The organism is Pseudomonas faucium (assembly GCF_021602585.1).
GTDB classification, from domain to species: Bacteria; Pseudomonadota; Gammaproteobacteria; order Pseudomonadales; family Pseudomonadaceae; genus Aquipseudomonas; species Aquipseudomonas faucium.
Genome location: NZ_BQIP01000006.1, coordinates 1 through 21,965, shown reverse-complemented (window position 1 = coordinate 21,965; position 21,965 = coordinate 1). Strand labels below are relative to the sequence as shown.

8 protein-coding genes are annotated in these 21,965 nt (G+C 68.6%); all 8 read right to left on the bottom strand.

The window, feature by feature from the left end; all coding sequences use genetic code 11:
- Positions 1–207 precede the first annotated feature (207 nt).
- Positions 208–942, bottom strand: coding sequence for a YkgJ family cysteine cluster protein (locus L6D75_RS09050; protein ID WP_176516885.1), 735 nt, complete (start codon positions 940–942; stop codon positions 208–210).
- Positions 939–1,250, bottom strand: a complete 312-nt coding sequence (locus L6D75_RS09045) for a hypothetical protein (RefSeq protein WP_176516888.1) — start codon at positions 1,248–1,250, stop codon at positions 939–941. Before L6D75_RS09045 ends, L6D75_RS09050 begins: the two co-directional genes overlap by 4 nt.
- Before the next feature lie 100 nt (positions 1,251–1,350).
- Positions 1,351–2,250, bottom strand: a complete 900-nt coding sequence (locus L6D75_RS09040; protein ID WP_176516890.1) for a chemotaxis protein — start codon at positions 2,248–2,250, stop codon at positions 1,351–1,353.
- Between the two features lie 174 nt (positions 2,251–2,424).
- Positions 2,425–3,609, bottom strand: coding sequence for an HlyD family type I secretion periplasmic adaptor subunit (locus tag L6D75_RS09035; RefSeq protein WP_176516892.1), 1,185 nt, complete (start codon positions 3,607–3,609; stop codon positions 2,425–2,427).
- Positions 3,606–5,774, bottom strand: coding sequence for a type I secretion system permease/ATPase (locus L6D75_RS09030; RefSeq protein ID WP_176516894.1), 2,169 nt, complete (start codon positions 5,772–5,774; stop codon positions 3,606–3,608). Before L6D75_RS09030 ends, L6D75_RS09035 begins: the two co-directional genes overlap by 4 nt.
- A complete protein-coding gene (locus tag L6D75_RS09025; protein WP_176516896.1) occupies positions 5,771–7,204 on the bottom strand; it encodes a TolC family outer membrane protein in 1,434 nt (477 codons plus the stop codon). The genes L6D75_RS09030 and L6D75_RS09025 overlap by 4 nt, the downstream gene beginning before the upstream one ends.
- A gap of 64 nt (positions 7,205–7,268) precedes the next feature.
- A complete protein-coding gene (locus L6D75_RS09020) occupies positions 7,269–21,584 on the bottom strand; it encodes a BapA/Bap/LapF family large adhesin (RefSeq protein ID WP_176516898.1) in 14,316 nt (4,771 codons plus the stop codon).
- 189 nt (positions 21,585–21,773) lie between these two features.
- Positions 21,774–21,965: helix-turn-helix domain-containing protein (locus L6D75_RS09015; protein WP_276574730.1), on the bottom strand; the 192-nt coding region annotated here is incomplete at its 5' end.

Genomic DNA, 21,965 nt, shown 5'->3' with positions numbered 1-21,965 from the left:
AATGGTTGTCTGTACTGAAGCTTATAGCCCCTGAACCGGGTCGGGAGCGTGACGTCTGGCTGACAGCGCTGACAGTTTCGCAGGGTGGGGTGTCAGCACCGGCCCTATCGCCGGCAAGCCGGCTCCCACAGGTACAGCGCAGTTCTCGACATCTGCGGCGTTACCTGTGGGAGCCGGCTTGCCGGCGATAGGGCCGGTACTGACTACCTAGAACCCAATGAAGGCGTAGTACACCGGTGTTTCGCTGGTGGTCTGCAGGCCCAGCGCATGCAGCTCCGCTGCCAAACCTCCATCGCTCACATGCAAAGTCCACACTGCACCGTCGGCCACCGCCACCTGCTGCAACGCCGCCGCGAACGCCGCCATCTCTGGCAAATAAGCGGTAAACCCATTGCCCTTGAGCGCACTGCAGGTCATCCCCAACGCCTGGCACACCGCCACCTTGGCCGCGATATCGTCACGGTCGGCCTGGCGCGAGGCCTGCACCAGGGCGGCCAGCTGCGGGTCGACCGGCTGCGTGCCGTGGATCAGCTCAGGGCCTTGTTCCCAGGCTTCGGGCGGGCAGTCCTTGTTCTCGGGCCGCAGTGGAATGTGCGGGTTGATTTCCACCGGGTAGATACGGCAGACCAGTGGCCGGTTTTCGTAGATGGTGCACAGGTCGTTGTCATCGAGGTTGCGGCAACGCCCGGGGTTGAACGCGGCGAAGGTCACCGCCACGCGCACCTCGCCCGCACCGCAAGGCACCGGGTGCGAGCGGCGCAGCACATGCTCGCGCTGGTCGGCCGGCATGCCCGGGCCATCGGCCACGAACCCTTCGATCAACACCACCACCTGGCCGCCGGCAGCTGCCCATTGGCGCGACTCAGCCAGGGTCAGCGGCACGTGGTGGCCGGTGCAGCACTTGCCGCAGCCGGTACAGGCAAAACGCAGGTTTTCGTTCACTTGGCGTCAGGGTTCCATTCGCTGACGAAGGCGCGTTGCTGGCGGCGGTCGTACAGGCACAGCTCGGTGCCGGTGCGCTGCTGCATGTGCTTCTGTGGGTAGACGCCTTCGACCAGCAGGGCACTGAAGCCGACCTGGTCATCGAATTCGGCCGGCTTGCCACGAGCGTGGGCATCCTTGAACTGGCTGGCGGCCAGGCAGGCTTTGAGCATCTGCTGGCGCTGCTCGTTCCAGGCCTGGCTGGTGGAGGCCTGGGCAATGCCGCTGAACAGTGCGCAAGCGATGAGGAGGGAGCTGTAGGACTTCATGACGCGGTTCCGACGAATGATCCGAGGGGCGCGAATTATGCCCGAGTCATCCCCGGCCGTGGGCCGAGGAGTTTGTCGCTGAATATAACAACACGGTTGTTCAGCGCTCGGCAAACACCACGGTGCGCGCGGCGACCACCAGGCAGTCGGTGAGCTCGGGCGAGGAGAACTTGGTGAGGATGGCATTGGCCCCGGCCAGGCGGGCCTTCTCGCCGCTCATCACGCTGTCCAGCGAGGTGTGCAGGAGAATGTACAGGTGCTGGAAGTCCGGCGTCTCGCGCAGGGTGCGGGTGAAGGCGTAGCCATCCATTTCCGACATTTCGATGTCGGAGACGATGATGTTGATTTCCTGCGCGGTGCCTTGCAGCTCCAGCAGCACGTTGATCGCATCCTTGGCACTGCGCGCGGTGTGGCACTCGATGCCGAGGTTGCGCAGGGTGTGCACCGACTGCTGCAGGGCCACCTGGCTGTCGTCCACCACCAGGATATTGGCGGCAGCCAGCAGGCTGGCGTCTTCCTCGCCGAGTTCGCCAGGGTGCGCCACGGGCTGGGGCGGGGCGATGGCGTGGATGACTTTCTCGATGTCCAGCACCTGCACCAGGTTGTCGTCCACCCGGGTCACACCGGTGATGTACGAGCGGTTGCCCGAGCCAAAGGGCGGCGGTTTGATGTCGGTGCTCAGGCAGTGGACGATGCGGCTCACCGCCTGCACGTGCAGGCCTTGGCGCGAGCGGCTGATCTCGGTGACGATCAGGCAGCCGCCGTCGGGGTCGGCCAGCGGGCGTTCGCCGATGGCGCGTGACAGGTCGATCACCGACAGCGAGTTGCCGCGCAGGGTGGCCACGCCTTTCACATGCGGGTGCGATTCGGGCAGCTTGGTCAATGGCGGGCAGGGGATGATCTCGCTGACCTTGAGCAGGTTGATTGCCATCAGCTTGCCGCTGCGCAGGGTGAACAGCAGCAGCGACAGCGAGTCCGCGCGAGCGTTTTGCGTGGCCATGGGGACCTTCGTGGTGGGAAACAGGGGATAACGGGTTATCGGCCTGTTTGCCTGGGGCTTTAGCGTGGTCGAGCCGTTGAGGGCCCTATCGCCGGCAAGCCGGCTCCCACAGGTACCGAGCACACCCCAATCCCTGTGGGAGCCAGCTTGCCGGCGATGGCCGCGCAGCGGCCCTCAGCGCTCGCGCAGGGCCTCGCGGGCGCGGTTCAGCGGTTTGATCAGGTAGTCGAGGATGGTCTTCTCGCCGGTGCGGATATCCACCGTGGCAATCATCCCCGGGACGATGGCAAAGCGCTTGCCGGCCTTGTTCTGCAGGCTGTCCTGCTCGGTGCGGATGAACACCCGGTAATAGTAGATTTCCGGTTTCACCTCATCTTGCAGGGTGTCGGGCGATATCCCCACCACCTTGCCGTCCAGCCCGCCATACACCGAATAGTCATAGGCACTGATCTTCACCTTGGCCGCCTGGTCGGGGTGGATGAAGGCGATGTCCCGTGGCGCGATGCGGGTTTCGATCAGCAGCCGCTCGTCCATCGGCACGATCTTCATCACCTGCCCACCCGGCTGCACCACGCCGCCCAAGGTGTTGACCTCGATGTCCTTGACGATGCCGCGCACCGGCGAGCGCAAGGTCAGGCGCGACAGCGAATCGCTGCGCCCGCGGATCACCTCCGACAGGCTGTCGGCCTCGGCGCTGGCCTTGGCCAGCTCTTCGCGGGCGCGCACCAGGTAGTCGGAGCGGGCTTCGTTGGCCTTGAGCTCCAGCTCCGAGCGCTGGCGGTTCAGGCGGATCACCTCGACCCGGCTGGAAGCGCCCATCTTGGCCAGGTTCTCGGTGATCTTCAGTTCGCTGCGCACCAGCCGCAGCGAGTCCTCGATACCTGCCAGGGTCTGCTCCAGGCCACGCCTGCGGGTTTCGTAGAGGGCGGTTTCGGCGTCGATCAGCTCGGGGGAATCACGCAGGCTCTCGGGGAAGCTCAGCGGCTTGCCGGTGACCTCGGCGCGCAGCCGCGCCACGCTGGCCTTGGCCGCGCGGTACTTGGCCTCGCTCTCGCCGACACTGGAGGCGGTCTTGGTCGGGTCGAGCTGGGCCAGCACCTGGCCGCGCTCGACCAGATCGCCCTCGGCCACGTTCATCTCGGCGACGATGCCGCCCTCGAACGACTGGATCACCTGCTCGCGCGAGCTGGGGATCACCTTGCCGGTGCCGGTGGACACCTCGGTCACCTCGAACCAGGCGGCCCAGCCGAGGAACGCCGCCAGCATCAGCGCGCAGAGCAGGATGACCCGCCCGGCGCGCAGCACCGCCTGGTCATCCTGGCCGTCCAGGTAGGACGCGGGGAGTTCGTGGTTGCTCATGCCTGGCCTCCTTGCAGTTTTGCCAGGGCGGCTTCGCGGCTGTCGTCGATGACGATGCGCCCGCCATCCAGCACGATGATCCGATCGACCCGCTGCAGCACGCTCAAGCGGTGGGTGGCGATCACCAGGGTACGGCCTTGGCAGAAGCGGTCGAGGTTGTCGAGCAGCTTGCGTTCGGTCATGTCGTCCAGCGAGGCGGTGGGCTCGTCCAGCAGCAATACCTGCGGCTGGCGCACCAGCAGGCGTGACAGCACCAGGGCCTGGCGCTGCCCGCCCGACAGGCCTATGCCACCTTCGAGGATCAGGTGGTCCAGGCCCTTGGGCAGGCGCCGGACGAAGTCCAGGGCGCCAGTGGCGGCCAGCGCTGCCACCAGCTCCTGGTCGCTGGCCTGGCCGGCGCCGAGGGTGAGGTTTTCCCGCAGGGTGCCGTGGAACAGCCGTGCGTACTGGGGCAGCAGGCCGACGTCGCGGCGCAGGTCGGCCGGGTCGAGGTGGGCCAGGGCAATGCCGTCGAGGGTGACTTCGCCTTCGACCAGGTCCATGGCCCCGCCCAGGGCCTGCAGCAAGGTCGACTTGCCGGCGCCGTTGCGCCCCAGCACGGCGATGCGTTCGCCCGGCTGGATGTCGAGCTGGCCGATGTTCAGCACCGGTGGCGCTTCGGCGTCGTAGCGGAAGTTGGCCTGGCGCAGGCTGTACTCGCCGCGGATGGCCGGCAGGTGCACGCGGGCTTCGCCCTCGGGGTGGTCGACCGGCGACTGCATCAGCTTGTCCAGGCCCTGCAGCGCCACCTTGGCCTGCTGCCAGCGGGTCAGCACATGGGTGAGCTGGGCCAGCGGCGCCATCATCCGCGACGACAGCATCGAGGCGGCCACCAGGCTACCGGTGGTGAGGTCGCCGGCGATCACCATGGGCGCACCGATAACGATCACCACGGCGAACACCGCGCCCTGTACGTTCTGGGTCCAGGTCACCAGGCCGTTGGTCAGGGTGCGCAGGCGCAGGTTGGTGTGGGCACAGGCGGCGTTGTACTGGTTCCACTGCCGCTCGAAACGCGCTTCGGCCTGCAGCGCCTTGATCTCGTCCAGGCCCTGGATGCTTTCCACCAGCATGGCATTGCGCAGCGACGACTCGCGCATCGAGGCGTTGGCCAGGCGCGCCAGCCGGCGTTGCGCGAGCAGCCCCGGCAGCACCATCGCCAGCAGTGCCACCAGCGGGATCAGCACCAGCACCCCGCCAATCAGCCAGAACACGAACAGGAACAGCAGGAAGAACGGCAGGTCGGCCAGGGCCGTGGCGGTGCTGGAGGTGATCAGGTCGCGGATCGACTCCAGCTCGCGCAACTGCGAGATGAACGAGCCGGTGGATTTCGGCCGCGCCGAGTTGCGCAGGCGCAGGGCATGGCCGTAGACCAGGTCCGACACACGCAGGTCGGCGCGCTTGCCGAGCAGGTCGGTGACCTTCAGGCGCAGCAGGCGCATGCTGAAATCGAACACCAGCGCCAGCACTACCCCGCCGAACAGCACATACAAGGTGGGCAGCGATTCGGCCGGGATCACCCGGTCGTACACCTGCATGGAAAACAGCACGCCCGCCAGGGCCAGCACGTTGGCCACCAGCGAGGCGACCATCACCTGGCCGTAAGGGCGCAGGTCGCGCAGCACGATGCGGGCGAACCAGTGGCGGTCGTAGGGGGCGGTGTAGTCGTCGGTGCGCACATCGCGCAGCGGCCGCGCCGGGCGCATCAAGGCCACCCGGTTGATACGCCCTTCGAGTGCCGAGCGGGGCAGGCGCGAGGTCAGCCGCTGGTCGCCGGCGAACACCACGGCCAGCTCGTTTTCCTCGGTCACCGCTTCGACCACGGCCAGCTGGCCGTCGTCGAGCTCCAGCACCAGCGGCGTGCGCCATTGCTTCAGGGCCTTGGCGTCGAAGCGCACGAAGCGCAGCGCCAGGCCCGCCTGGCGCGCCATATGGCGCAGGATCTCGTCCAGCGGGCGGGCATCTTCCACGGCCGCCAGGCGAATGCGCTGGGGCGAGACGTCGAGGCGGTAGTGATGGGCGACCTGCAGCATGACTTCGAGCCACGGCCCGAGGTCGGGCCGATGGGCCACCGCCTGTTCGGGGGGCTGCTGCTGACTGGCCTGGCTCAGATTGACGGTATCGTTCATGGCTCGATTTCCACCCCTTGCAGGTTGCGCCCTTCCAGGCCCAGGGCGCTGCGCAGGGCGCCCGTGTTGTACAGGCAGTCGACATCCAGGCGCAGCAGGTCGGAGCGCGTGCCGGCGAGTTCGAAGCGTGACTGGTAGATTTCCTGCTCGGCGTTGAGCAGGTCGAGCAGCGGCCGCGTGCCCAGGTCCAGGTACTGCCGGCCGTAGAGCATGCGCGCCTCCTGGATGCTGACCTGGCGCGCTTCCAGCGAATTGAGCCGGCGGCCCAGCCCGGAGGTCTGCGCCATGGCTTCGGCCAGGCCGCGGCGCGCCTGCAGGCGGGCGGCGTCTTCGGCCGAGTCGGCTGCGGTCAGGGCATAGCCTGCGGCGCGGCTGCGGGCACTGATGGCGCCGCCCTGGTAGATCGGCACTTCCAGGTTCAGGTAGATGCCCGCCTGGGTGCGGTCGAGGCTGCGGTTGTCGCGGTCGTAGTCGTTGTCCAGGTAATGGTTGACCTGCGGTTGCAGCGACAGGGTCGGGTAGGCCTCGGCCTTGGCCTGGGCCAGCTCAGCCTTGGACTGCGCGCGCAGGGCCAGGGCCATGAGCACCGCGGGCAGGCGGTCGTCGCCGGCGCCTGGGCGCTTGCAGGCCTGGTTCAGCTCGGGCGGGGTTTCTTCGGCCAGGGCCGGTGGCGACACGCGCCCCAGCAGGGCGGCGAGGATCGAGCGCCAGCGCTGGTACTGCGCCTGGTATTCCTCCAGGGTGGCCCGGGCGCCTTCCACCCGCGATTCGGCCTGGACCACATCGGAGCGGGTGCTGGCGCCCATGTCGCTGCGCTGGCGGGCCATGCCGGCGATGTCGTCGACGCCGCGGATCTGATCGCGGGCGATGACCATCAGCTGCTCGTAGCGGCGGGTTTCGATCCAGGCGTAGGCGGTGTCACGCGCCAGGTCGTCGACCACCAGCAGGATGTTGGCCTGGGCCCGGGCAGCGGCGGCGTGGGCGGCGTCGACGGCGCTGTCGACCTTGCCGAAATCGTAGAGCATCTGTTTGAGCGAGAGGTTCAGCGCCTGGCTGTTGCGATCACCGCCGTACCCGGTGTCGTAACCGGTGCGGATGCCGCCGGATATCTGCGGGTAGTAACCGGCCTTGGCAACGTTGATGCCTTCGCCCTGCTTGTACAGGTTGCCGATGGCCTCGGCGATGCTTGGGTGCCACTGCGCGGCGGCCAGCACCGCCTCGGCCAGCCCCAGCCGGTCGCCCGGGCTGGCAGCAAGGCCCGACGGCGGGCGGGCAGGGATGGCGTCGGGGGCATCGCGCAACAGCGACGGGCCGATGCTGCGCAGTGCGGGGTCTATATCATCGGCTGCGTGGGCAACCGGGTGCAGGTTCAGTACCAGGAGCCCGAAGGCTCCCGTCATCAGTGGAGACAGCAGACTGCGTCGCTTCACGAAATTCCCTTACTGCCTGTTCGTCCTTGCCGCCGGGCGTGGCGCCCGGCGGGTTACTGCGGCCTCAGACGACATGGATGCCGTTTTGTACCCACAGGTGGTGGCTTGGGTCCTCCTGGGCCGTGTATTGGTTATAGTCGATGCCGTCGGCGACCTGGTTGCCGGTAAGCGCCCAGTTGTCCGTGAGGTGCACCGAATCCTTGTCATCGCCCTTGATGATCAGCGTGTCCTTGCCGGTTTCGGTGATGGCCACCACGTCAGCCAGGTTGAGGGTCAGCGCGACCGAGCTGGTGTCGTTGAGGTCGATGACTTCGATGTTGTGCACCCGCCCGACCAGGTTGCCCAGGTCGATGCTGGTATCGCCGCCGCCCCACAGCAGGGTATCGGTGCCGGTGCCGCCATCGACGCTGGCGAACTGCTGGTCGACCACCACCAGGGTGTCGTCGCCGGCCCCGCCTTGCAGGGTGATGTGGCCACCCTGGCTGCCCACCAGGTGGTCGTTGCCGTCGGTACCGGCGATGACGTCGCTGGCTGCGGCCGCCGCGGCCAGGGCCACGCCGTCGTCGAGGCTGTCGGCGAGCATCGAGGTGGTAGCGGTGAAGCCGGCCGCGTTGTCCAGGTTGATGGTCAGGGTGGCGGTGTCGCTGGTGCCGTTGGGGTGGGTCAGCTCATAGGTGAAGGTGTCGTGCTGGCCGACCACCGCCGAGGTGAGCCCACTGTTGAGGGTGTAGGTGTAGCTGCCGTCGGCATGCACCAGCAGCGAGCCATAGGTGCCGGCCACGGTGATGCCGTTGTAGCCCGGGATGGCGTAGGTGTTGCCGGCCACCAGCACGCTCAGCACGGTGAGCGACGAGCCGAGGTTGTCGGCCCCGTTGGGGTCGGTGATCAGGTTGCCACTGACGGCGGTGTAGTTGCTGACCACGAACTCGGTGAGGTGCGTGGTGGTGGTGTTGAGGCTGGTGGTGATCGAGCTGAGCAGCCCGATACCGCTGGCGCTGACGCGCACCTGGTAGCTGCCGGCGCCCTGGCCGGTGAAGGTGTAGCCAGCGCCACCGCCGAGCAGGGTCAGCAGCGAGCTGCCCGGTACCGACTGCACCAGCACGTACTGGCCGCTGGCGTTGAGCTTGTACAGGGCGATGGTGGTACTGCCGAGCAGGGTCAGCAGGTTGGTGGAGTTGACCACCACTTGCAGGTCGGCGCTGGTGTTGGCGGCGATCGTGGTGTCGTAGTTGGCCTGGCGCCCGCCGATCAGCGGCAGGCTGAGCGTACCCAGGGTGCTGCTGCTGCTGTCGACCCGGTTGGCCAGGGTGATGTGGGTGCTGTCGACATCGTTGACCGCATCCACCACCGTGGCCGGCGCGCCAAGGTTGTTGCTGTTCCAGATCTCCGTGGCTTGCGGGCTGTCGATGCGCACATAGAGGGTTGCGCTATCGGACAGGCCGTTGCTGTGCACCAGCTGGTAGCTGAACACATCCACCTTGCCGACACTCGATGGCGTGCCGTTGGGGGTATAGGTGTAGGTGCCGTCGGCGCGGATCACCAGGGTGCCGTACAGGCCTTGCACTTCGGTGGCGCTGCCGGCGTTGACGTAGCTGCCGTTCTTCAATACCTGCAGCACGGCGCCGTTGTCCGGCCCACGGGAGTCGGTGCTGCCATCCACGCCAGGGTCGCTGATGACGTTGCCGGTCAGCGGCGTGCCGGTGCCGGTGAACTGCGTCAGGCTGGTGGTATCGATGTCCAGCGTGGTGGTGACGTTGGTCACCAGGCCAATGCCGCCGCTGCCGACGGTGAGGCGGTAGTCGCCGGCCTGCAGCACGCCGATATCGACGCGGATGCCCTGGCCCAGCGGCAGCAGGATCAGGTCCAGCAGGCCCTGGCTGTTGCCGGTGGCCAGGGTCACCCAGACGCCGGCGGCATTTTTCACCTGCAAGGTGAAGGTGGCGTTATTGAGCAGCGCCAGGGCGCTGTTGGTGGTCAGGGTCAGGGTCGGGTCCACCGTGGTGCCCGCACCCACCGTCCAGGTGTAGGTCTTGGTGAAGCCGGACAGCAAGGTGGTGAAGCTGTCGTTGTAGGTCTGGTGACCGACCACCGGTGCCAGGTTGACCGTGGCGGTGGCCAGGTTGTCGCTGGCGATCACCGGCAGGTTGGCATCGACGTCGGGCGCGGTGATGTTGACGTTGCCGGAGACGTTGTTGCGTGGGTCGGTGAGGGTGATCGACAGCACCTGGCCGTTGTCCTGGGCTGGGCTCAGGGTCACGGTGAAGGTGCCGTTGCCCTGCACGGTCGCGGTCTGCAGCACGGTGCCGCTGGCGCTGCGCACGGTGACGGTGGCACCCGGCTCGCCGGTGCCGGTGAGGGTGCTGCCGTCGGCGCTGATCACCAGGTTGCCGGCGACTGCAGGCGGGGTGAGGTCGGGTGCGGTCAGGGCCGTGCCGGTCGAGACGTTCCCCGCACCGTCGGTGAGGGTGACGCTCAGCGCCTGGTTGTCGATCTGCGCCGCGGCCAGGCTGACCACGAACAGGCCGTTGCTGCCCACGATGGCGGTACCGAGCACGGTGCCGGCACTGTTGCGCACGGTGACCGTGCTGCCGATCTGGCCGGAGCCGGTCACCGTGGTGCCGTTGGCGTTGATCGCTGCCACGGGGGCGGCGGGCGGGGTGGTGTCCGGCGCGGTGATGGAGACGCTGCCGGACTTGTTGCCAGTGGCGTCGGCCTGGAGCACGGTGAGCAGTTGGCCATCGTTCTGCGGGCTGCTGAGGGTGATGCTGAAGCTGCCGTTGGCTTGCACCACGGCAGTGCCGAGCGAGCCACCCGGGCCGGTTACGGTGACGGTCGCGCCCGGCTCACCAGTACCGGTCAGTACGGCGCCGCCGCCGGTGAGGATGAGGTTGCTCGGCGGGATCGGTGCCTGCACATCCGGTGCCGTGAAGCTGGTGCTGCCGGACACGTTCTGCGCGGCATCGGCCTGGCTCACGCTCAGTACCTGGCCGTTGAGCTGGGCGCTGTTGAGGTTGATGCTGAACGCCCCTGCGCCGTTGACCAGGCCAGTGCCGAGCACGTTGCCGGAGGCATCGCGCACGGTGACAGTCGCGCCGGCCTCACCGGTACCGCTGAGCAGCAGGCCGTTGGCCGACAGCGCAGTAACCAGTGGGTTGAGGGGCGGCGTGGTGTCGGTCGCGGTGACGAACACCGGCTGCGACTCACCACCGAGCAGCGATACGGCAGTCACGGTCAAGTGTTGCCCGTTGAGCTGGGCGCTGTTGAGGGTCAACGAGAAGCCGCCGTTGATGAGGTTTGCCAGGCCAGTGCCAAGCAGGTTGCCGCCAGCATCGTAGACGCGGATCGACGCGCCAGCGGCGGCAGTACCGGTCAGGGTCAGGCCGTTGGCGGCCAGCAGCACATTGATCGGTGGTTCCGGTGGCGGCACCAGTGGCGTGACATAGCTGGCCACCGCCGAGGTGTTGCTGGCGGCATCGGTCTGGGTAACGGCCAGGGTCGCAGCCGAGCCCGGTGACGGTTGCAGGCTGATCGAGAAATTGCCGCCGCCGTCGACGCGGCCGGTGCCAATCACTGCGCCGCCGAAGCTGACCGTCACGGTCGCGCCCACTTCGCCACGCCCGGTGAGGGTGTCATAGGTATTGCTGATGGCAAGGTTGGTGACGGCGGCGGGCGGGGAGGTGTCGATGGTCTGGTATTCGGCTGGCAGCGAGATATTGCCTGCCGTGTCGGTGGAAATCACCGTCAGCAGCTGGCCGTTGTTCTGCGCCGGGCTCAGTACGACGTTGAACTCACCTTCTGCTCCTACCGTGATGCTACCGACTACGGTGCCGGCAGGGTTGCGCACGGTGATGACGGTGCCCGCTTCTGCCGTGCCGCTGAGCAACGTGCCATTGCCGGTCAGGGTGAGGTTGCCGGGTGCTACCGGCGGGGTCAGGTCGGGCGCGGTCAGTTGCAGCGGCAGGGAAGGGTTGCCGGTGGCATCCTGGGCAATCACGGTCAGCACTTGGCCGTTGATCTGCGGCGTGCTGAGGTGAATCACCAAGGTGCCGTTGGCATCGACCACACCTTGGCCGACCAGGTCGCCCTGATTGTTCATCACGGTGACGCGAGTGCCGGCTTCGCCAGTGCCGACAAGCTGCGTGCCGCTGGCATTGAGCGAGGCAACCACGGCCGCCGGTGGGGTGATATCGACCGCCGTGATGGTGCTGATCGTCGAGACGTTGCCACTGGCGTCGGTCAGGCTCACTTGCAGCAGTTCGCCATTGAGCTTCGGTGTGTTGAGGTTGACGACGAAGGTGCCATTGGCGCCAACCGTGGCGGTGCCGACTTCCACGGCGCCGAGGTAGACACGCACGGTGCTGCCGGCTTCGCCGGTACCGCTGAGCTGGTCGCCGCCAGCGTTCAGGTGCAGCCCCACTGCCGCGGCAGGCGGCGTCAGGTCCGGGGCATCGACCGTGACCGGCAGGCTGATGTTGCCGGGTGGGTCGGCCTGCTGCACCGACAGCACCTGCTGGTTGATCTGCGGCGGCGTCAGCTGGACGCTGAAGCTGCCATCGGCGAGCACCACGGTAGTGCCCAGTACCGCGCCTGCGGCATTGGTCACGGTGACGGTCGCACCCACTTCACCGCGCCCGGTGACCACGCTGCCATCGGCGTTGATCGCCACATTGGTGAGCAGGGCCGGCGGGGTGAAGTCTGGGGTCTGCAAGGTCGCTACGGCCGACACGTTGCCGGCCGCGTCGGTCTGGGTAAAGCTCAGGATCTCCGCGTTGCCCAGCGCCGGGCTGAGGGTGATGGTGAAGTGGCCGCTGGCATCGACCAGCGCCGTGCCGATGGGGTTGCCGGCTGGATCGCGCACGGTCACCAGCGCGCCCACTTCGCCGCGGCCGGTGAGGGTAACGCCGTCGCTGGAAATCGCCAGCGCCGTTACGGCGGCGGGTGGCGTGGTGTCTGCCGCGGTGATCGGGCTTGGCAGCGACTGATTGCCGGCGGCGTCGGTCAACACCACCTGCACTTGCTGGCCGTTGGCCTGGGGCGAGCCGAGGCTGACCTGGAAGGTGCCGTCGCCACGGACCACCGCCGTGCCCAGCACGCTGCCATCGGCGGCCAGCACTTTCACCGTGCTGCCGGCTTCGCCGGTGCCGTTGAGCAGGCTGCCGCCGGCGCTGAAGGCAAGGTTGGCGGCGGGTGCGGGTGGCACGTGGTCAGGGGCGATGAGGCTGATGCTGTTCGACTCGTTGCCCGCGGCGTCCGTCTGGCTGGCGCTGAGCCGCTCGCCGTTGATCTGCGGGGTGCTCAAGGTAATGCTGAAATTGCCGTTGGCATCGACCACGGCGGTGCCCAGGTCGGTCCCGCCCTCACCGATCACGGTGACGGTGGCGCCTGCTTCGCCGCGCCCGCTGAGGGTCAGGCCGTCGCTGCCCAGCACCAGGTTGGTGAGCGGTTGCGGTGGGGTGATGTCCGGTGCCTGCAAGGTGGCCGGCAGCGAGGCGCTGCCGTCAGGGCCGGTGGCACTGACGGAGAGCACTTCGCCGTTGGCCTGGGCGCTGCCGAGGGTGACGCTGAAGGTGCCGCCGTTACCGACCGGCGCCATGCCCAGCAACACGCCGCCAGGGCCATAGACACTCACCGTGCTGCCCGGCGCCGCGCTGCCGGTGACCACCAGGCCGTTGGCCGACAGCACCAGGTTGTCAGGGGCATCCGGCGCCAGGTTGCCGGGCGCGGTGACCGATTGCGGCGGCGACACGTTCTGGGCCGCATCGGTCTGGGTCACGCTGAGGTTTTCACCGGCAGACGCGGCCGGCGAGAGGTTGACGCTGAAGCGGCCATCGCTGCCGACCGTGGCGGTGCCCAGGGAGCTGCCATCGGGCGCGCGCACGGTGACCGTGGCACCGGCTTCACCGGTACCGGTCAGGGTCGTGCCATTGGCCGCTACGGCCAGGTTGGCGACTGCGGCGGGCGGGGTGGTGTCGGCAGCGGTGTAGGGTGCGCTGGCCGATACGTTGCCGGCGGCATCGGTGGCGGTCACCTGCAAGGTCTGGCCGTTGGTCTGGGCACTGTTGAGGGTGACCTGGAAGGTGCCGTTGGCGTTGGCCACGGCGCTGCCCAGCAGGTTGCCTGCGGCGTCGCGCACATTGACCGTGCTGCCCGCTTCGGCCTGGCCGCTCAGTTGCAGGCCGCTGCCGGCCAGGGTCAGCGCGGTTGGCGCGGCCGGTGGGGTGAGGTCCGGCGCGGTGACGGCGACGGCGGCCGAGGTGTTGTTGCCGGCGTCGGTCTGGGTCACGCTCAGGTGCTGGGCATTGAGCTGGGCACTGGTGAGGGTCAGGGTGAAGCTGCCGTTGGCGGCCACCAGGCCGGTGCCGATGATGGTGCCGTCCGGGCCGCGCACGGTCACGGTGGCACCGGCTTCGCCCAGGCCGGTCATGGTCAGGCCGTTGTTGTTGAGCGCCACGTTCGTCAGCGCCGCTGGCGGCGTCAGGTCCGGGGTGCTCAGGGTGAAGGCAGGCGAGGTGTTGCCGGCGGCGTCCACCTGGCTCACGCCAATTGCCTGGCCGCTGTTCTGTGGTGGGTCGAAGCTCACCGTGAAGCGCCCGTCGGCGCCCACACTGGCGCTGCCGACCACATTGCCGGCGGCATCGCGCACTTGCACGGTGGCGCCCACTTCGCCGCTGCCGGACAACTGCTTGCCATCGGCGCTGAGGGCAACGTCGCTGACCGCTGCCGGAGGCGTGCGGTCGGGAGTCGCCACGCTGGCCGGGCCGGAGGTGTTGCCGGCGGCATCGGTCAGGGTGACTTGCAGCGCGCTGCCGGTGGTTTGTGCATTGGGCAGGGTGATCTGGAACTGGCCGCTCTGGTTGACCGTGCCGGTGGCCAGGATCGCGCCGCTGGCATCGCGGATGGTGACCGTAGCGCCGGCTTCACCCTGGCCGCTGACCACGGTGGCGGCGTTGTTCAGGCTAAGGCCTGTGGCCGCGTTTGGCGCCTGCAGGTCGAATGCTTGCTGGGTTGCGGCGAGTGAGACGTTGCCGGCCGCGTCGGCCTGGGTCACGGTGAGGGTCTGGCCATTGGCCTGCGGGGGCACCAGGCTGACGCTGAACAGCCCGTTGCTGCCCACGGTCGCGGTCCCCAGCACTGTGCCCTGGGCATCCACCACGCGCACGGTGGCGCCTACTTCGCCATGGCCGGTGAGGGTGCTGCCGACGCGGTCGATGGTCAGCTGGGTCGGTGCGTCTGGTGCGGTGGTGTCCGCTGCCACCACGGTGGCGGGCACCGAGGGCTTGCCGCTGAGTGCGTCGCGGGCGGTGACCTGCAGGGTTTGCGCGTTGAGCTGGGCGTTGCTGAAGAACACGCGGAAGAAGCCATCGCTGCCGACCACGGCGGTACCCAGCGTGGTGCCACCAGAGGTCACGGTGATCAGCGAGCCCACGGTACCTTCGCCAGTGAGCAGGAAGCCGTCGGCACTGATCTGCAGGTCGCTTGGCGTGGCCACTTCGTTGCCAGCAGGGCCGTTGAGATCGGTAGAGGAGTCCAGGCCGGCCTTATCGGTGACCACGACCTGCACGGTATCGCTGGTGACCAGCGGCGGATCGACGGCGATCACGAAGGTGCCGTCCGGGCCTGCCGTGGCAGTGCCCAGCACGACGCCGCCCTTCTCCACGGTGACGGTGCTACCGGGCTCGGCGGTGCCGCCGACGGTCTTGCCATCTGCACTCACGGTGAGGTTGCTGGCAGGGGCAGGTGGGGTGGTGTCGGGGGCATTGATAGTTGTGGTGGTGTCGTTACCGGCGGCATCCGAAACCACCACGGTGACGCTCTGGCCATTGGTGAGTGGCGGCGTGAGCGTCACGCTGAAGCTGCCATCGGCGTCCACCGGTACATCGGCGGTGGTGCCGTTGGGGCTGGTGATGGTCACCGTGCTTGCACCCGGTGCGCTGCCGCTGACGGTGGTGCCGTCCGGGCTGACGGTCACATCCACCAGGGCCGGCGGTGTGTGATCGGGGGCAGTGGCTTGGCCAGCGGTGGAAACATTGTTGGCCGCATCGGTCAGGGTGACCTGCAGTTGCTGGCCATCCACCTGTGCAGGCGCCAGTGTCACGGTGAAGTTGCCACCGGCAGGCACCACCACGGTGCCCAGCAAATCGCCATTGGCATTGCGCACCTGCACGGTCGAGCCGACTTCGCCGGTACCGTGCAGCTGGGTGCCATCGGCGCTGACCTGCAGGCCGGTCGGGGTGGTGGGCGCGGTGGTGTCGGCGGCGGTGATGGTGGCGGATGGCGAGTTGTTGCCAGCGGCATCCTGCAGCACCACCGACAGCGCTTGGCCGTTGGCCTGGGCCGGCGTCAGGATAATGCTGAAGGTGCCGTCCGGATCGACCGTGCCGCTTCCCAGCACTTGCCCGGCGGCGTTGCGAACGGTCACCGTGGCGCCGGCTTCACCCTGGCCGCCGAGCACAGAGCCGCCAGCGCTCAGGGCCAGGTCATGGGCAATTTCGGGTGCCTGCAGGTCGTTGGCGGTCAGGGTGCCGGCACCGGAGAGGTTGCCGGCGGCGTCTGCCTGGGTAACCGACAAGGTCTGGCCGTTCAGCTGCGCAGGGGTGAGGGTGACGTGGAAGCTGCCATCGGCCGCCACCACGGCAGTGCCCAGCAGCACGCCGCCGGTGCCGGTGACTTGCACCCGGGCGCCGGGTTCGCCGCTACCGGAAACGACCGTGCCATCGGCCGACAGGCTCAGGCCGCCAGGGGTGCCGGGCGCCACGCTGTCCGGCGCGGTCAGCGCGGTAGACGCAGAGACGTTGCCGGTAGGGTCTTTCTGTTCAACGGTCAATGCCTGGCCGTTGGTCTGTGGCGTAGCAAGGGTAACGCTGAAGCTGCCGTCGCCTGCGACCTGCGCCGTGCCCAGCACGCTGCCGTCCGGGCCGCGCACGGTGACGGTGGCGTTTGGCTCGCCGGTGCCGGTGACGGTGGTGCCGCTGGCATTGATGAGTGGATCGACCACGGCTTGCGGCGGGGTGCTGTCCGGCGCCGTGAAGCTGACCGGGCCGGCGCTGTTGCCGAGGCTGTCGGTGGCATCCACGCTCAGGCTTTCGCCATTGCGCTGGGGTTGGTTGAGGGTCACGTCGAAGCGCCCGTCGGCGCCCACCACGGCGGTGCCCAGCACGCTGCCATCGGCAGCGCGCACGGTGATGGTCGAGCCCACCTGGCCAACGCCTGTGAGGTGCAGGCCGGCCGTGTCGATGGCCAGCGCCGAGGGTTGCAGCGGGCCGTCCAGGTCGGGGGCGGTGAGGTTGGCGGTGGAGCTGTTGCCGGCGCCGTCGGTGAGGACAATGTCCAGCACCTGGCCGTCGGTCTGCGGCGTCGTCAGGGTGAGGGTGAATACGCCGTTGGTGCCGACCACGGCGACGCCCAGGAAGTCGCCCTGGGCATTGCTGACGTGCACGGTGGCGCCGGGTTCGCCGCGGCCGGTGAGGGTTACCCCATCGGCGGCAAGCTGCAGGTTGGTGGCGGCGTTGGGCGGGGTGATGTCGGGCGCCGTGGTCGGGGTCGGCAACGAGGTGCTGCCGCCGACGATGGCGACTACATCGAGCACTTCGCCGTTGGCCTGGGGTGGGTTGAGCACGATGCTGAAGCGGCCATCGGCGCCCGCCTGGACGCTGCCCAGCAGGTTGCCGGCGGCATCGTGTACTTCTACCAGGCTGTTGGCCGGGGCGCTGCCGCTGATGCTGGAGCCGTCGGCGGCCACGGTGAGGTCGGCAGGGCTTTGCGGCAGCGGGGTGAGCGGCACGATGACGCTGGCGCCCACGGAGCTGTTGCCAGCGGCGTCGGTTTGCACCAGGACCAGGACCTCACCGGCACTGACAGGGCCGTCGAGGTCGATGTGGAAGGTGCCGTTGGCATTTACCGTGCCGGTGCCGAGGAGGTTGCCGTCGGCATCGCGCACTTCAACCTTGGCCCCCGCTTCGCCACGGCCGGCAAGCGCCACGCTGCCGGCGCCGACCAGCACATCGGTGACCAGCCCTGGCGGGGTGATGTCCGGGGCGGTGTAGCTCAGCGGCGCCGAGCTGTTGCCCGCCGCATCGATCACGCGGATGTCCAGGATCTCGCCATTGGCCTGGGCCGGGTTGAGGGTGAGGCTGAAAGTGCCGTCCGCGGCAACGATGGCGCTGCCGATCAGGGTGCCGTTGGCGTCACGTACTTCGACACGGGCGTTGCCTTCGGCGTTGCCCGCCAAGGTCAGGCCGTCGGTCAGGCTGAGGCCGCTGGGTTGGCCAGGGGCTATCAGGTCCGGGGCGGTCAGCGGGCTGGGGAGCGAGACATTGCCGGCGGCGTCGGTCAGGGTCACTTGCAGCGACGAGCCATTCACCACCGGGGCAGTCAGTTGCAGGTTGAAGCTGCCATCTGCCTGCACGGTACCGGTGCCTATCACCTGGCCCTGGTCGTCGAGCACCTTGACCGTGGCGCCGATTTCGCCCCGGCCCGACACGGTACGCCCATCGGCGCTGATCACCAGGTTGCTGGCCGGCGCAGGCGGGGTGGTGTCGCCACCGCCAGCGTCGATGTCCGGCGCGGTGACGTTGCCGGCCGTGGAGGTATTGCCGGCGCCATCGGTAGCGGTCACCTGCAACTGCTCGCCATCGACCTGCGGCGGGGTGAGGGTGATGCTGAAGGCGCCATTGGCGCCCACTACGGTACTGCCCAGCACGGTGGTGCCGTCGGCAGCCAGCACGCGCACGGTGCTGCCCGGCTCGGCACGGCCACTGACCATGCTGCCGTCGGCGCTGACGGTCAGGTCGGCCGGGGCGGCGGGGGCGGTGATGTCGGGTGCGGACACCGGCACCGGCAGCGAGGTGGCGTTGCCTTCGACCGCGACCACATCGAGCAGTTGGCCGTTGGCTTGCGCCGGGTTCAGCGCAACGGTGAAGGTGCCGTCGGCACCCACTACGATGCTGCCGACCACGTTGCCGCTGGCATCATGCACTTCGACCCGGCTGCCGACCGGGGCATTGCCGCTGATGCTGCTGCCGTCAGCGGCGATCACCAGGTTGCTCGGGCTGTCGGGGGTTGCCGCCAGCGGCACCTGGAAGTCCAGCACGGAGGAGCTGTTGCCGGCGCTGTCGATCTGCACCAGGTCCAGTTGCGCGCCCGGCTGCACGGCCGGGTCGAGGTTGATCAGGAAGGTGCCGTTGGCCGCGACCACGCCACTGCCGATCAGGTTGCCATCGGCATCGCGCACCTCGACCGTGGCACCGGCTTCGCCACGGCCGGCCAGCTGCAGGCCGCCGCTGCCGACCACGATATTGCTGACCAGGCCCGGCGCGGTGATGTCCGGGGCTTGGAAGTCGAGCGCGGCAGAGCGGTTACCGGCGGCATCGACCAGGCGGATGTCGAGGGTTTCGCCATTGGCCTGGGCGGGGGTGAGGGTGAGGCTGAAGGTTCCGTCGGCACCGACCTGGCCGGTGCCGATCAGGGCGCCATTGGCATCATGCACCTGCACGGTTGCGCCGGGTTCGCCACGGCCGCTGAGGGTGATCCCGTCGACCAGTGCCAGGTCGCTCGGTTGCGCAGGCGGCTGCAGGTCGCTGGAGGTCACCGGGGCGGGCGGCGACACGTTGCCCGCCGCATCGACGAGCACCACCTGCAAGGTGCTGCCGTCGTTCACCGGCGGGGCAAGGGTGAGCTGGAAGGTGCCGTCGGCGCCCACTGTGCCGGTGGCGATCAGGTTGCCGCCGGCATCGCGCACCTGCACGGTGCTGCCCACTTCGCCGCGGCCGCTGAGTTGCGCGCCAGCCAAGCCGATCACCAAATTGCTGGCGGCATCGGGCGGGGTGGTGTCGCCGCCGTCGATGTCCGGTGCGGTGACGTTGCCGGCCGTGGAGATATTGCCGGCGGGGTCGGTGGCGGTCACTTGCAGGTGTTCGCCGTCGACCTGCGGCGGCGTCAGGGTGATGCTGAAGGCGCCGCTGGCACCTACCACCGCGCTACCGAGCACGGTGGTGCCATCGGCGGCGAGAATGCGCACGGTGCTGCCCGGTTCGGCGCGGCCGCTGACGACGCTGCCATCGGCGCTGATGGTCAGCTCGGCGGGGGTGGCCGGGGCGGTGATGTCCGGTGCGGACACCGGCACCGGCAGCGACGAGGCATTGCCTTCGACCGCGATCACGTCGAGCACCTGGCCATTAGCTTGCGGGGGTACCAGGGCAACGGTGAAGGTGCCATCGGCGCCCACTACGATGGTGCCCACCAGGGTACCGTTGGCGTCGTGCACTTCCACCCGGCTACCGGCCGGGGCAGTGCCGCTGATGCTGCTGCCGTCGCCGGCGATGACCAGGTTGCTCGGGCTGTCGGGGGTTGCCGTCAGCGGCACCTGGTAGTCCAGCACGGGGGAGCTGTTGCCGGCGCTGTCGATCTGCACCAGGTCCAGTTGCGCGCCCGGCTGCACGGCCGGGTCGAGGTCGATCAGGAAGGTGCCGTTGGCACCGACCACGCCACTGCCGATTAGGTTGCCGTTGGCATCGCGCACCTCGACGGTGGCGCCGGCTTCGCCACGGCCGGCCAGTTGCAGGCCGCCGCTGCCAACCACGATATTGCTGACCAGGCCCGGCGGGGTGGTGTCCGGGGCTTGGAATTCAAGTACGGCGGAGCGGTTGCCGGCGGCATCCACCAGGCGAATGTCGAGGGTTTCGCCGTTGGCCTGGGCGGGGTTGAGGGTGAGGCTGAAGGTGCCGTCGGCAGCGACCTGGCCAGTGCCGATCAAGGTGCCATTGGCATCGCGCACCTGCACGGTCGAGCCCGGCTCGCCATGGCCGGTGAGGGTGATGCCACCGGCCAGTGCCAGGTCGGTCGGTTGCGCGGGCGGCTGCAGGTCGCTCGACGTAATCGGGGTGGGCGGCGACACGTTGCCCGCCGCATCGACGAGCACTACCTGCAGCGTGCTGCCGTTGTTCACAGGTGGAGCAAGGGTGAGCTGGAACGTGCCGTCGGCACCGACCGTGCCGGTGGCAATCACGTTGCCGGCGGCGTCGCGTACCTGCACCGTGCTGCCGGCTTCGCCGCGCCCGCTCAGTTGTGCACCGGCCAGGCCGAGCACCAGGTTGCTGGGGGCATCGGGGGGCGTGGTGTCGCCACCGTCGACATCTGGGGCGGTGACGTTGCCTGGCACCGAGGTATTGCCGGCAGCGTCGGTTGCGGTCACTTGCAGCTGTTCGCCGCTGACCTGAGGCGGGTCGAGGGTGACGCTGAACTCACCGTTGGCACCCGCCACGGCGGTGCCCAGCACGGTGGTGCCGTCGGCAGCGATGATGCGCACGGTGCTGCCAGGTTCGGCGCGCCCGGTGAGCACGCGACCATCGGCGCTGACCGCAAGGCCGGTCGGCGCATCGGGCGCGGTGGTATCGGGAGGGTTGCCGATCCCGTCATCCGGTGCGTTGACCCCTGCTGGCGCCGAGGTGTTGCCGGCGGGGTCCTGGGCGGTGACCTGCAGGGCCTGGCCATCGGTCTGGGGTGGCTGCAAGGTGACGCTGAAGGTGCCGTCGGCGCCGGCAACGCCGGTGCCCAGCAGCGTGCCGTCGGGGCCGCGCACTTGCACGCTGGCGCCGGGTTCGGTGCGCCCGGTGAGGGTGGTGCCTTGCGGGTTGATCGTCAGGTCACTGGGCGGTTGTGGTGGTGTGGTGTCCGGCGCAGTGATGACGCCCACCTGCGAGCTGTTGCCGGCGCCATCGGTGAGGGTGACGCCAAGGTTTTCGCCATTGAGCTGGGGCGTGCTCAACGGCACGTTGAAGGTGCCATCGGCACCCACCGTGCCGGTGCCGATCACATTGCCCGCTGCATCGCGCACCGTGACCGTGGAGCCTGCTTCGCCGCGCCCGGTGATGCGCAGGCCATCGGCTGAAACCAGCAGGTCGATGGCGCTGGCCGGCGGCGAGGTATCGCCAGAGCCACCGCCACCGCCGCCACCGCTGTGGTCGGCCGCCGCGGCCGCACCGCCGACGCCAAGCAGGCTGAGGCCGGCAATGGCCCAGGTGGGCGTGGCACTGCCGGCGACACCGATACCGGCCACCAGCTCATCGAGCGAGGACACTTCGTCGAAGGTGAAACCGGTGAAGGCGGTGGCGTCATAGTTGGCGTGCCACAGGGTGCCGTCTTCGCCGACGAACACCATGTCGCTGCCCACGCCCGCCTGGTCCACGGCGAAGAAGTTGCCGACGGTGATTTTTTCCCCGGACTTGAGCGTGACGATCAGGTCCTGGCCATGCCGGGTGACGGTGGCCACCTGGTCGGGGGCCACCGGCATCTGCACGACACCTGGGCTTTTCAGTGTGATGTTGCCCCAGGCGCTCTGGGTGGCGACGGCGGATTGCTTGTCGGCGACGACGATGTTGTCCATGGATGCTCCCTGCTGGTGTGCGGTACGGATCGCTTCTGCGACCCCGGCTGGCGCACCCTGCCCTGCGAGTGGGGCTGGGTGCGCGCAGCTTGGCCGTGTAACGGCCCTGCTACCGGTGTTTAGGGAGATATAGCAGCCCGGTGGGAAGCAACCAGAGGCTTTATGGGTTAATCCTTTGGTACGAAAGTACTAGCGAAGGCCCAGGCGCCGGGCCAGGCGGCTGAGGTTGGCGCGGTCCAGGCCCAGCTCGCGGGCGGCGGCTGCCCAGTTGTCCTGATGACGCTGCAGGCAGGCGTCGATCACCTGGCGCTGGTAGGCGTCGACGGCTTCGCGCAGGCCACCTTCGGGCGGGGTGTGCGGCGCTGGGGTAAGGGGGGGGGA

Coding starts and splice junctions, on each gene's coding strand:
- L6D75_RS09045 (WP_176516888.1), bottom strand. CDS start 1,250: ATGAAGTCCTACAGCTCCCTCCTCATCGCTTGCGCACTGTTCAGCGGC.
- L6D75_RS09040 (WP_176516890.1), bottom strand. CDS start 2,250: ATGGCCACGCAAAACGCTCGCGCGGACTCGCTGTCGCTGCTGCTGTTC.
- L6D75_RS09035 (WP_176516892.1), bottom strand. CDS start 3,609: ATGAGCAACCACGAACTCCCCGCGTCCTACCTGGACGGCCAGGATGAC.
- L6D75_RS09030 (WP_176516894.1), bottom strand. CDS start 5,774: ATGAACGATACCGTCAATCTGAGCCAGGCCAGTCAGCAGCAGCCCCCC.
- L6D75_RS09020 (WP_176516898.1), bottom strand. CDS start 21,584: ATGGACAACATCGTCGTCGCCGACAAGCAATCCGCCGTCGCCACCCAG.